Origin of the sequence: Zeaxanthinibacter enoshimensis, from assembly GCF_004362865.1 — a bacterium.
Classification (GTDB): domain Bacteria; phylum Bacteroidota; class Bacteroidia; order Flavobacteriales; family Flavobacteriaceae; genus Zeaxanthinibacter; species Zeaxanthinibacter enoshimensis.
Window position 1 is genome coordinate 192,853 of record NZ_SNYI01000001.1, and the last position, 12,972, is coordinate 205,824.

Annotated in this window: 8 protein-coding genes; 6 read left to right on the forward strand and 2 right to left on the reverse strand. The window is 45.2% G+C overall.

What is annotated here, in order from left to right; all coding sequences use genetic code 11:
- Nucleotides 1-3: 3 nt before the first annotated feature.
- A complete protein-coding gene (locus tag CLV82_RS00870; protein WP_166636647.1) occupies nt 4-447 on the reverse strand; it encodes a response regulator in 444 nt (147 codons plus the stop codon).
- 416 nt (nt 448-863) lie between these two features.
- Here CLV82_RS00870 and CLV82_RS00875 point away from each other — a divergent pair, with 416 nt between their 5' ends.
- On the forward strand, nt 864-1,460 hold the full coding sequence (locus tag CLV82_RS00875) for a helix-turn-helix domain-containing protein (protein ID WP_133642424.1): 597 nt from the start codon (nt 864-866) through the stop codon (nt 1,458-1,460).
- Nucleotides 1,450-1,896 carry a response regulator gene (locus CLV82_RS00880; RefSeq protein WP_133642425.1) on the forward strand — a complete coding sequence of 149 codons (447 nt, stop codon included), beginning with the start codon at nt 1,450-1,452 and terminating at the stop codon, nt 1,894-1,896. Before CLV82_RS00875 ends, CLV82_RS00880 begins: the two co-directional genes overlap by 11 nt.
- A gap of 23 nt (nt 1,897-1,919) precedes the next feature.
- Here the strand turns inward: CLV82_RS00880 and CLV82_RS00885 are convergent, their stop codons facing one another.
- The gene (locus CLV82_RS00885) at nt 1,920-2,465 is read right to left on the reverse strand and encodes a hypothetical protein (RefSeq protein ID WP_133642426.1); all 546 of its coding nucleotides are present in this window, start codon (nt 2,463-2,465) and stop codon (nt 1,920-1,922) included.
- Between the two features lie 572 nt (nt 2,466-3,037).
- Between CLV82_RS00885 and CLV82_RS00890 the strand changes: the two genes are divergently transcribed.
- The 4 genes from CLV82_RS00890 to CLV82_RS00905 all read left to right on the forward strand — a co-directional run bounded on the left by CLV82_RS00890 (nt 3,038) and on the right by CLV82_RS00905 (nt 12,844).
- Entirely contained in the window at nt 3,038-4,039 is a 1,002-nt protein-coding gene (locus CLV82_RS00890) for an AraC family transcriptional regulator (protein WP_166636648.1), read from the forward strand.
- Nucleotides 4,040-4,354: 315 nt separating this feature from the next.
- Complete coding sequence (locus CLV82_RS00895; protein WP_133642428.1) at nt 4,355-7,558, forward strand: SusC/RagA family TonB-linked outer membrane protein; 3,204 nt, start codon at nt 4,355-4,357, stop codon at nt 7,556-7,558.
- A gap of 33 nt (nt 7,559-7,591) precedes the next feature.
- Nucleotides 7,592-9,331, forward strand: coding sequence for a RagB/SusD family nutrient uptake outer membrane protein (locus CLV82_RS00900; protein WP_133642429.1), 1,740 nt, complete (start codon nt 7,592-7,594; stop codon nt 9,329-9,331).
- A gap of 174 nt (nt 9,332-9,505) precedes the next feature.
- Complete coding sequence (locus CLV82_RS00905) at nt 9,506-12,844, forward strand: VCBS repeat-containing protein (protein WP_133642430.1); 3,339 nt, start codon at nt 9,506-9,508, stop codon at nt 12,842-12,844.
- Nucleotides 12,845-12,972: the final 128 nt, after the last annotated feature.

Sequence of the window (12,972 nt, forward strand, 5' to 3'; positions counted from 1 at the left end):
TTCCTATTTGATGACAAAGTCAGCCTCCTGCGCTGCCTTTTCATCCTCTTCCATTACAGACTCGATACTGCGCTGCAAAACCATTTTCAACTGATGAAAATAGGCGGGTTTTTGGATATAATAATTTGCCCCTCTTTTACGCAATACCTTCACCTTATCAAGATCTAATGAAGTGCTGTAAATAATGATGGGAATACGTTTAAGGGAAGGTTCATTCCTGATATCCCTAAGGCATTCTTCCCCGTTCATCAAAGGCATGTTCAGATCGAGAAAAATTATGTCTGGCAGAGCTTCATCTTCATTTATAAGATAGGCCATCAGGTCTACCCCGTTATCAAATGTAGTCACCGTAGCCGGGATGGAGGTTTCCTCCAGGGCTTCGGTGAATAACAGACGATCATCATCGTCGTCGTCCGCCAGAACAATATGAAGAGGTTTGTTGTTCATGAAATAAAGATACTTATTCTTATAATATAAATTAACCAAAGCGCAACCAAACATGAAGAGGGCGGGCCTTGGATCTAATGAATCCCCGGGTGCGATATCCTATCCCGGGTTAAACATGAGCTCAGCAGCCTCTAATATTATTGCCTCACATACCATAAAACGGCGACAATAAGGGCGTTGAGAAACTTTTCCGGTCAATATTCCTGAAGGATTGAATCAGAAAGCAATGTAGTTTATGGAAGATTTGGGTTTTGTTGCAAAAAAATTAATTTATGACTCGGAAAATACAGGATTAGCAACTGGAAGTTAAACAAGCATCCTGATTACTTAGATTTTACCAATTATTTTATCAATATTTTCATTTCTCCTAAAATTATTTTTGGAACTTTCATACCTTGCGGTGTAAGCAGAATGTTATGATGAAAATTTCGATTGACTACGATCTGAAATTTCTTCTGGATAAAGTTTTAGATCCCCTGTTCAAAAAATACGGACTGGAATACGAATTTCATTCCCTGGCTGAGATAGGCATTAAAGGCAGCCCTTCTCCCCAGGTGATGAACGATCTCCAGGAGGATTTGTCTGCCCTGGGCATAACTATTATCAACGACCACAAGCACGGGCTGGTTCAAAAGATCAAAAAGGCCATAACCACTTACCTCGTTGATGGCGAAGCCGTTAAAGATGTAAAACTATCCACTTACCTGGCGGATACCTGTAATTATTCCTACGCTCACTTATCGAGCACTTTCTCAGAAGTAACGTATTCCTCGATCGAGAATTTCGTTATCCTGAAAAAGATAGAGGTCGCTAAAAAGTACCTCAATACCGGAAATTATACTTTAACCGAGATCGCCCACAAACTTGGCTACAGCAGTGTAGCCCATCTCTCTAACCAGTTTAAGAACACTACTGGACTATCCCCCACATTATACAGGGAGATAATTCGTCAGAAGAAAGAGAGTGATCAATTAAGAAAGCGAGAATATACCCAAATTGACAATGAAAATTGACCTATTAACTGTTGCCCTGGCTGACGACGATGAAGACGACAGATTATTGTTCGAGGATGCAATAAACGAGCTGAAGATCAAGACGAAACTCCTGCTGTTCAAAAACGGACTGGAGTTAATGAATTACCTGAAAAAACCGGATGCGGAATTACCCCAGGTACTATTCCTGGACCTGAATATGCCGGTAATGGACGGTATGCGCTGCCTGGATGAAATCCGCCGCGACTCCCGTTTAAAGAACCTCTCCGTCGCCATATACTCCACTTCTTCCTCTGAGAAAGATATTGTAGAAACCTACGTCAGGGGAGCTAATATCTACCTCACCAAGCCATCTGATTTTAAGAAATTGCAAAATGCGATCCAGAAGATCCTGAGCATTAACTGGCAGTTCCATTCTTCCAACCTCGATAAGGATAATTTTATCCTGAGGATCTGACCTTAAAAAAGGTCAGGGATAATTTAATTAATTACGGCACGACGAAATAAGTATGCTGACACCAAATACAGGACAGCAAAAAATGCGCTTATTAAGAACACCCCTGAAACTCCCGGTGACCATGAGATTACCGGCGGTGGCCAAAGCAGGTAAGCCGCTACAGGAACAAGGACCTGGACCAATGCCGCAACTCCCATGGTTCTTGTCATGCCCAGGGCACTGAAACGACTGAAGAGTGATCCCAGTGCAGCGACAATAAACACGACATTATATAATAGGTTAGCTTCCTGACCCTCGTTTCCGATTATGCCCACTGCGGCATTCACCCAGAATAATAAGAACAATCCAAGTAGACCAAGGCCAAAACCCATCTTGTAATACTTGTTGCCAGAGCTTCTGCCTACCCATTCATAAAGTATCCCCAGTACCGACAAAGCTGTCCCCATCAGGATAAAATCCGAGAGGTCCCATCTCACTTCCGTGGTATACCGCATTGCCAATGCGGGAATCATCAGCAGGCACAGGATCACTGCACCCCAAATAAGTAAACGCTTAGCAACAATTTTCATTCAATTCTTATAATAGTCCCGGAAAGGCAGCGTAAACTTCCCCCACTCCATATAATAGATCATGTTCTATTTTACTGCATTACTAAAGTTAAAGAAATATTTACAGAATTATTGGATGGAGAACTCTCTCTTATTGGGAGGGTAGAACTGTCAAAAAACCCATCTAGTATTTACGGTGAAATTTGGGAAGGAAAAAGGTAGAAAATGGGAATGATGTAACCTTGTTATATTCCCTTCAATTTTTCACTCATCCGAGCAAAAATATTATATACACCCCTAATTTACTGACACTTACAAAGGGCCAGATATTTGAAAAATTGCCGCAAAAGAACAACAAATTGACGTAAATACGGTAATACTGTAAGTTCTTCCAGTAATTGTGTAATGAATTTACGCCTTGTATATAAGACCTTTACATTATTGAATCAGGAGGTAGATGCAAGTCGAATTCCATCCGAGTAATCAGACCGAATTTAGTCCTTTTCTCCACCTGTTTCAGACGAAGATTCACAACTATTTAGTGTATCACAAAAAACCCATGTAAAATGAATAATGTAGCTATATCTAATCCAATGTCAAGTATCTTCAGTTTCTTCGAGGAGAACATGAATGGCACTCTTAACACCGAAGCCGGTGAATATAATTTAACTTTTAATAACGAAATAGGAAAAGGAAAACTTAAAGGTATTAAGCTTAACGGCCCAATATCTTTTATCGAGTTCGACGTAACCTTTAACCAGGATTTCGAGATCAGTACTGAGCCTAAAGATGCTCAATCCCTGTTCTTGGGATACTGCAGCCAGGGTAGTCTTCGTTTTGGATTTGAAGGCGCTAAAACCTCCGGAGTCGTTGAGACTTACCAGACAGCTATTTTAAATAGCGAAGAGGATAAAAGCCTGATGCTGAAATTCAACAAGCAGACAGAAACAAAGATCTCCCTGATCATGGTCGATAAAGTAGTTCCACCAATGTACAGTGATCAAGGTGAAAGCCTGAGCAATAAACTGGTTCAGCTTTTCAAAGGTTCTGAAGAAGGAAAGGATTTCCTGTATATCGGTTCCTATAATATCCGTATTGCAGAGCAGATCGAAAGACTGAATAATATTGAAGCAGAAGGAGTTGTCAGAAAAGTAATGACTGAAGGAATCCTTCATGTTATCCTGGCTATGGAGCTTCAGCAACACGCCAGCGATGAGCACCAGAGAGAACACCCAATGGGATCGCTGACCACAAGGGAAATGAAATTGGTAAAGAAGATATCGGATTCTATCAAGAAAAGCCCGGAATACCCTTATTCAATTTCCAGCCTTTGCCAGGAAAATGCTTTATCTCCTGCAAAACTTCAGGAAGGATTTAAATTACTGCACGGTACAACTGTGGGTGATTACATCAAGAACCTGAGGGTTGAGAAAGCTGAAGAACTGATCAGAACCACTGATCTGAATATCTCTGAAGTAGTATACTCTGTGGGACTAAGCAGCCGCAGTTACTTTTCTAAAATTTTCAAGAAAAGATATAAGTGTAGTCCAAAAAATTATCAGAGCCACCAGGTACCGGTATTTGCTACCGCCTGATAGAAAAATAACATTCTGCACTCGCTCAAGGAAAGGCCCGACTGATGAAAATTGGTTGGGCTTTTTTATTGTCCCCTACCGGACCTCGCCCTCATATATATCTCCCGGCAATTTCCATCCCTCCTCATTTTTTGTTCCGGACAGGGGCTGATACCTCCCTCGTACAATCAAATTCATGAATTTGATCACCCTTTATCCGGTTCGATTTACTTATTGCTCACAATTCAGATAATTTGGTTGAGATTACGGTTTTATCAGAATCACCCGTGATCCTCCTCAGAAAAAAAACCATTAAATAACTATAAACCGGATTTTATGAAGCTTTCGCACCTCAAATTCCTTTTGTTGGCGAGCCTGTTCTCCGTAGCAGGATCCGTCAGCGCGCAAACTATTTCGGGTACCGTCTCTGATCCATCAGGACCACTCCCTGGCGCCAATGTCATTGAAAAAGGTACCACCAACGGTACCCAGACCGATTTTGACGGTAATTACCAGTTAGATCTGAATGACCCCAACGCTACCATCGTCTTCAGTTATATCGGTTTTACGACAAAAGAAGAAGCTGTAAATGGCAGATCAGTAATCAATATAACACTCCAGGAGGATGCCAGCCAGTTAGATGAAGTGGTTGTCACAGGATACGGCACCCAGTCTAAAAGAGATGTGACCGGGTCTGTTGCCATCGTAGATTCTGAAGACCTGCTAGCGGTTCCCGCCACTACCTTTGCACAGCAATTACAGGGTAGGGCTGCAGGTATCGGGATCGTCAATGATGCAACTCCGGGTGGTGAGGCCACTGTAAGGATCCGTGGTTTTGGTACCATCGGGAACAATAACCCTCTTTATATTATTGATGGAGTCCCGTCCGAGTCCCAGTCGAATTTAAACCCGAATGATATTGAATCCCTACAGGTCCTGAAAGACGCATCCGCTGCTTCTATCTATGGATCCAGGGCTGCGAACGGAGTGATCATCATCACCACCAAGAAAGGAAAGATGGGGAAACCGACGATCAGTTATAATACTTTTTACGGAATACAATCTCCTTCGGAGGATATAGACGTTCTTAATGCTGAGGAACTGGGTACTTATCTTTACCTCGCGGATCTGTACGCCGGGAAAACACCCAGTCATGGGCAATATACTTTTGGACCCAATGGAGAAGTGACCATCCCCGATTATGTATTCCCAAGTGGAGCCATGGAAGGTGACCCCGGAACCGATCCTAGCCTGTATGCCCTGGAACCAGGAAATATTTACGCCATTACCCGCGCAGCAGATACTTACTGGTGGGATGAAGTTACCAGGTCTGCACCGATCGTCAGTCACCAGGTTTCGGCCTCGGGAGCTAATGAGAGCGCACGATATGCTTTTAACCTGGGGTACTTTTCACAGGATGCAATTACAAAATTTGTGAGCTACGACCGGGTTTCACTCCGGGCAAACACTGAATTCCGGGCTTTGGATAATCGCCTGACCGTAGGAGAGAATTTCACCGTTTCTTTTGATAACCGGAAAGGGGGATTTGGAAATAATGAAGAGCAGAACGCTGTCTCAGGTTCCTATAAACACCACCCATTATTACCGGTCTATGATATAGCAGGTAATTTTGCAGGGAGCCGTGGAGCAAACCTGGGTAATAACTTTAACCCCTTTGCAGTACTGTCCAGGGCCCAGGATAACCGTCGATACCGCCTGCGTACCTTTGGAAATGTATACACCTCTTACGATATCCTGCCGGAGCTCCAGGTAAAGACTAGTTTTGGTATTGATGCCAATATTCAGCGCCAAAGACAATTAGGCAGACCTCAGCCAGAATATGTTGAAGGTAACTTCATCAACAGTTCTACCGCCAGGGAAGCATATGAATACCAGTGGGTGTGGAACAGTGTTTTGAGCTATAGCAAAACCTTTAAGGAACTGCATAAATTTGATGCCTATGTAGGTGTTGAAGCTATACAACAGTTTGGTGAGGTATTCGGGGCAAGCAGGCAGCGTTTCGCTTTTGAAACTACGGACATCCTGAGTTACCTTGACCTGGGTGATGCTACTACCGCCTCTAACTACGGGAGTGTTTTTAAAGATTATACCCTGTTCTCTGAATTTGGAAAACTGAACTACAGTTATGACAACAGGTACCTCGCACAGTTTATATTGAGGAATGATGCCTCCTCCCGCTTCCTTGCCGCTTCCCAGAATGCAATTTTCCCCGCTTTCAGTTTAGGTTGGAGGATCTCTGATGAGAATTTCTTCCAGGAGACCTTCCCCTTTATAGACAATGCTATGCTACGTTATGGCTGGGGAATGACAGGAAACCAGGCCATCGGGGACTACAATGCCTATACCACTTACCGTTCCAATATCTTCAATGCGGGTTATCCTATAGATGGTTCGGCCGGCTCACCTACTATCGGGTTTGACGTTCAGAGTTTCGGAAACCCCAATGCACAATGGGAAACCACTACATCCAATAATATTGGATTAGATCTGGCTATGTTTGACAACAAGGTGAACTTTGCACTGGACTTGTGGAACAGGGTGACCACCGATATGTTATTCAGGGTGCCTATCACTTTTTCTGCAGGAGATGCAGCTGCGCCTTCCTTTAACGTGGGACAAATGACCAATAAGGGAATCGACCTTAACCTGACATTCGCTGATAAAAAAGGAGATTTCGGGTATAGCATCAACGGAAACCTCTCGGCATACAAGAATACAGTAGACAGGCTGGATGAGAGTGCAGACACTCGTTTCTTCGGGTATTCATCCCGGGTTCCTGCGCTTACGGTCTCCCAGGCCGGTTCGCCGATATCCTCTTTTTACGGGTTTAAGACCGTGGGAATATTTCAATCCCAGGCCGAAGCTGATGCCTGGCCTACCTATGGAGCCTATAATGCCCCCGGTAAATTCAAGGTAGCTGATATCAACGGGGACGGTGTTATCGATGACGGGGACAGAACAATAATCGGAAGCCCGCACCCGGATTTCACTTATGGAATCAGTGTGGATCTAACTTACAAGAACCTTAGTCTTAATATCTTCGGAAATGGCTCTGAAGGCAATGATATCTATAACTATGTACGTTATTTTGCCGATTTCAATACCTTCCAGGGCAACAGGTCTAGCAGGGCACTTTACGAGGCATGGCAACCCAGCAACCCTACCGCTCCGCAGAGCGAATGGGTAGCGGCTAATCCCAATGCCACTGCACCCATCATGGATGCCAATGACCAGGTAAGTAGCCGGCCTTCTTCATATTTTATAGAAGACGGAAGTTATTTCAGGATAAAAAATGTTCAGTTAACCTATAATTTCACAGAAGATATACTGTCTAAATTAGGGCTTGCAACTGCACAATTATACGTACAGGGACAGAACCTGCACACATTTACAAAATACAGCGGGTTGAACCCCGAGATACAGGCAGGCACAGAAAGTGACCCGACCCTCGGTTTTGACGGAGGATATATGCCGGTAGCCAGAACCATCACCCTTGGCTTTAATGTATCCTTTAAATAATTTTAAAAAAAAACGCATCAGATACTTGATATTATGAAAAGAATTAAAACAATAATTTCGGTTTTTGCCTCCCTGGGATTCCTTGCCCTGGGATGTAACGATGAGTTCCTGACAAGGGAACCACAAGGCCAGTTCAGTACCAATAGTCTTAACAGTGAAGAAGGTATTGAGGGAATACTTATTGGTGCTTATAAAATGTTGAACGGTCTGGGTCTGGACGGACAGGCTCCCTGGAACAATGATGTGCAGAACTGGGTTTTCGGGGGAATTCCCTCTGATGACGCCCTTAAAGGCACAGATGCCGGGGATCAACCGGAACAGTCTTTCATAGAGGCCTATGATTTCCAATCTTTCAACGGGCATATCACGAATAAATGGAGAGGTCTTTATAAAGGGGTAGCCAGGACCAACGATGTCATTACATCCCTGGAGAATGCTGAGTCTATCAGTGAAGACAGAAAGATACAGATCAACGCCGAAGCGCGTTTCTTAAGAGGGTTCTTTCATTTTGAAGCACGGAAGATGTGGAGAATGCCTCCCTATATCGGCGATGATGTCTACGACATTAACGATGTTGAAAGCACGAAAGTTCCTAACGACAGGGAGATCTGGCCGTTGATCGAAGCAGATTTTGCCGCCGCCGCAGATGTTCTGCCCGATAGCCAGACCGACCTGGGAAGACCTACCAGATGGGCAGCCCTGGCCTTCCTGGCCAAAGCGAAAATGTACCAGGGTTGGAGTTCTGACGGAGCTGCCAATATCAGCAAATTACAAGAAGCAAAGGCTATATTGGATGAGATCGTAAACTCGGGCCAGTTTATGCTGGTAGACGATTTTGAAGAAAACTTCCTGGTTGCAACGAGGAATAATGCTGAATCTATATTTGAGATCCAGTATGCCATAAGCAGTTCTAATGACCAGGCTTCTAACCAGGGAATTGGCCTGGCACACCCTTATACTGATCCATGGGGATGCTGCGGCTTCTACCAGGTGTCACAGAACCTTGTAAACGCCTATAAGACAGAGAATGGATTACCCCAACTGGATAATTTTGATGCCAATGATGTGACCTGGGAAACCGAGTACACCGGGCCACTGGATCCCAGGCTGGACCATACCGTGGGCCGACCAGGAATTCTGTATAAAGGATTCAAGATCTACCAGACCGATTTTGTAAGGGACCTGTCTTATGCCGGACCTTATTTCTCAAAAAAACATGTGGCAGAACCGGAGGCTTTCGGCGTCGGGGGATGGGGGAACCTGTCGGCCAACAATTACAGGATCATGCGGTACAGTATGATCTTACTGTGGCTTGCCGAAGCCGAAGTTGAACTCGGTAACCTGGAAAGGGCTCGTGAACTTGTAAACCAGATTAGGAGCAGGGCAGCTAACCCGGTAGGATTTGTACCAAAAGCCATTCAGGGCGCGGACAGGAACGATTACACTATTGTTGAAGGAGAGGCCGCTGCGAACTACGATATAGCAACTTACGACACCCCCTGGACAGACCAGGATATGGCCAGGAAGGCTGTACGATTTGAAAGCCGGTTAGAGTTCGCCATGGAAGGACACCGATTCTTTGACCTTCAGCGTTGGGGAGTTGCAGCTGAGGTTCTGAATGCGTACCTAGCCAGCGAATCCGAGCACCGCACTTACCTGGAAGGTAAGAGTTTCACCGCGAATAAGAACGAATATTATCCTATCCCTATTGAAGCGATAGATCGCTCTTACCTGAATGGTGAACCTACATTAACCCAGGACCCGGCATATTAATAATAGCGGAGTGAATATTTTTTGATTTAGTACAGGCTAAAAGCCTGAAGTAAACAGATAAAGCCATGAGGGTCAAAATCTCCTCCATGGCTTTACTTTTTTTAAGGTGTTATCTTATATTTGAGCAGCAAACCAGCATCCTCTACAACAACCAGATCAATTAATTACCCTCTTATGAGAAAATTTAGCCCTTTATTTTTTCTAATCATCCTCCTATGTTCTTGTGAGAGCGAACCGGAAACCCTCTTCAAATTGCACACGGCAGAGGAGACCGGTATTACTTTTAATAACAGGATCATTGAAACGGACAGCGCCAATATCCTAACAGAAGAATATATCTTTAACGGGGGTGGTGTTGGTGTTGGTGATTTTGACAGCGATGGAATGCCCGACTTATTCTTTGCAGGAAATCAGGTCCCCAACCAACTGTACCTGAACAAGGGTAAATTCAAATTCAGGGATGTCTCAACTGAAGCAGGTATTACCGCCAAAGATCGCTGGAATACAGGGGTAACCGTGGTGGATATAAACACTGATGGAAAACCGGATATCTATGTATGCTCTGCAAGGGAACAAGGCGCGGGAAAAAGAGCCAACCTCCTGTTCCTGAACCAGGGAAATAATAAAGATGGTATCCCGGTATTCAAGGAATCAGCCGCAGATTACGGGATCGGTGATCCGGGGAATAGCATGGGTGCTGCTTTCTTTGATTATGACAAGGACGGGGACCAGGATCTTTATGTCCTGAATAATGAACAAGTACATATCCTGCCAACCAATTACCGGGAAAAGATCACGGACGGAAGCGCCATCAGCAACGACCGCCTATACCGAAATAACGGGGACGGAACCTTTACGGATGTCACCCTGGAGGCCGGGATCACCATCGAGGGCTTCGGCCTGGGAATTGCCGTAGCGGACCTGAATTATGATGGCTGGCCGGATATCTATATCACTAATGATTACCTCACAAATGACCTGTTGTATATCAACAATGGTGATGGCACGTTCCGCAATGACATTAAAGACAGGATCCGGCATCAAAGCAAATTTTCCATGGGGTCTGATATTGCCGATTATGATAACGACGGGCTGCTGGATATAATCACCCTGGACATGCTGGGTGAGACCAACAGCAGGATGAAAACCACTATCGGGAATAATCCCTACATCACCACGATTATGAACCGGAAGTGGGGCTACGAGGAACAATACAGCCGGAATATGCTACACAAGGGGAATGCTGCGGACCTGCCCTTCAGTGAAATCGGGCTTATGGCCGGAGTGGCCAGGACAGACTGGAGCTGGTCTCCCCTATTTATGGATGTTGATAACGATGGCTACCGGGACCTTTTGATCACGAATGGGTTCCCAAGGGATATTACCGATAAGGATTTCGGTGATTTCCGCGTTGGGGTGAGCAGGTTCCTGAGCCCTCAAGACATCCTGGATTCCATTCCAATTGTCAAGATCCCCAATTATGCCTACAGGAATAAAGGAGACTGGACCTTTGAAGACAGTGGGGAGAACTGGGGACTGAATGTTCCCTCGTTCTCGAATGGAGCTGTCTTTGCCGACCTGGACCAGGACGGTGACCTGGATTACGTGGTTAATAACATTAATGATACCGCTTTTGTATTCGAGAACCGCCTGGAGCAGCAGGCCGATCGTCCCAATTACCTGAAGGTACGCCTGGAAGGACCTGAGGGCAACCCTATGGGAATAGGAGCCAAGCTTCGCCTTAAGGTCAGCGATAAGCTGGTACAATACCATGAACATCAGCTTACACGTGGCTATATGTCCTCTGTAGAAGAGATGATCCATTTTGGCACCGGGCCTCACCAGCAACTGGACCAACTGGAAATCTGGTGGCCTGATGGTCGTTACGAGAAATTAGTGTCTTTGAAGGCCAACCAGACCTTAGTCCTATCTTACCGTGATGCCGTTCCCGGTGAAAACGCCGGACCCGATCCATTCCGGGACCCTAAACCAATGCTGAGTGCAGTCTCAAAAGAGAACGGGCTGGCATTTAAGCATCGCGAACAGGATATGATCGATTTTAACATCCAGCGAATTCTTCCCCATAAACTGACCCAGAACGGACCAGACATGACCTCCGGGGATATCAACGGGGATGGATTAGAAGATTTTATCATCGGCGGTTCTTCCGGTCACTCCCCCACCCTATTCTTTCAAAAATCAGATGGCAGTTTTGAACAGCAGCTGCTATTCACCGATAAGAAAGATCTTGAATACGAAGTGGAGAGCATGGCTTTATTTGACCTGGACAACGACCAGGACCTGGACCTGTACCTGGTTTCCGGGAGTAACGAATTTGAAAGGAACAGCCAACATTATTCGGACCGTCTCTATATCAATGACGGAAACGGGAACTATAGCCCTGCCGGTAGCCGGATGCCTGATGTCAATTCCAGCGGTTCCGTAGTCTCCGCCGCAGATTTTGACGGGGATGGATACACCGATCTCTTCGTGGGTGGTCGCACCCCGATTGGTAAATATCCCATGCCGGATAAAAGTTTTCTTTTACGGAATAACAAGGGAAAACTGGAAGATGTGACCGCAGAAAAGGCACCTGGCCTTTCAGAGGTAGGTATGGTTACGGATGCAGTATGGGCCGATGTTGACGGAGATAAATACAGCGACCTGGTTGTTGTGGGGGAATTTATGGCCGTAACCATTTTCAGGAATAACGGGAGCACGCTGACCCCTCTGAAGGATACCGGTTTAGAGAACTACAAGGGATGGTGGCAATCTATAGCGACAGCCGATATTGATAATGATGGGGACCTGGATTTTATCGTGGGTAACCTGGGGTCCAATAACTTTTACCAGCCCAGCGAGGAGCGACCGGTATCTGTCCTCGCGAAAGATTTTGACAATAATGGCAGTGTGGACCCTGTGATGTTCGCGTATTTTAAAAATGACAGAGGCGATTATGAATCCTTTCCTGTACATTTTTGGGGCGACCTGTATGGGCAGAGCCCACTGTTCCGGAGCAAATTCGACTTCTTTAAGGATTATGCGAAAGCAAACCAGGAAAACCTATTCAAACGACAGGAGTTAGAAGGTGCATTACACCTGACAGCGTCCACAGATAAGAGTATGTATATTGAAAACCTGGGGAATGGTACATTTAAGGTAAAATCATTGCCGAAAGAAGCCCAGTTAGCCCCGGTAACCGACCTCCTGATCACAGACCTTGATGAGGATGGGAATAAAGACCTGTTACTGATAGGTAACGATTATGGTAATGAACCATTTATAGGGAAGTATGATGCCTTTAACGGGTTATTCCTGAAGGGTGATGGCCAGGGTAATTTCGTAGCAGTACCTGCGGTAGAAAGTGGATTCGTAGTCCCCGGAGACGCCAAATCACTGATCAGTATCCAGGGTTCGGATAAGCGCCAGGTATTCCTTGCCGGTCAAAACAGGGACAGCCTTCTGATATTTTCAAAAAGTGTAGTACCAGTGGACAGTGCCGATAGCATTTAAATTCATGAATTTTGGCCTGTTTCAGGCAATTTAGCAGTGCAGGAGAGTCCAATACCATTAACTTAGGATCAGCTTCTTTACCCAGATTCCAGGCTCACTTTGAACCAGTTTGGCTTAAGTTCCCCCGG

Bases quoted from the DNA above. Each gene is read 5' to 3' on its own strand.
- CLV82_RS00890 (WP_166636648.1), top strand. From the start codon at position 3,038: ATGTCAAGTATCTTCAGTTTCTTCGAGGAGAACATGAATGGCACTCTT.
- CLV82_RS00885 (WP_133642426.1), bottom strand. From the start codon at position 2,465: ATGAAAATTGTTGCTAAGCGTTTACTTATTTGGGGTGCAGTGATCCTG.
- CLV82_RS00900 (WP_133642429.1), top strand. From the start codon at position 7,592: ATGAAAAGAATTAAAACAATAATTTCGGTTTTTGCCTCCCTGGGATTC.
- CLV82_RS00905 (WP_133642430.1), top strand. From the start codon at position 9,506: ATGAGAAAATTTAGCCCTTTATTTTTTCTAATCATCCTCCTATGTTCT.
- CLV82_RS00895 (WP_133642428.1), top strand. From the start codon at position 4,355: ATGAAGCTTTCGCACCTCAAATTCCTTTTGTTGGCGAGCCTGTTCTCC.
- CLV82_RS00875 (WP_133642424.1), top strand. From the start codon at position 864: ATGATGAAAATTTCGATTGACTACGATCTGAAATTTCTTCTGGATAAA.
- CLV82_RS00870 (WP_166636647.1), bottom strand. From the start codon at position 447: ATGAACAACAAACCTCTTCATATTGTTCTGGCGGACGACGACGATGAT.
- CLV82_RS00880 (WP_133642425.1), top strand. From the start codon at position 1,450: ATGAAAATTGACCTATTAACTGTTGCCCTGGCTGACGACGATGAAGAC.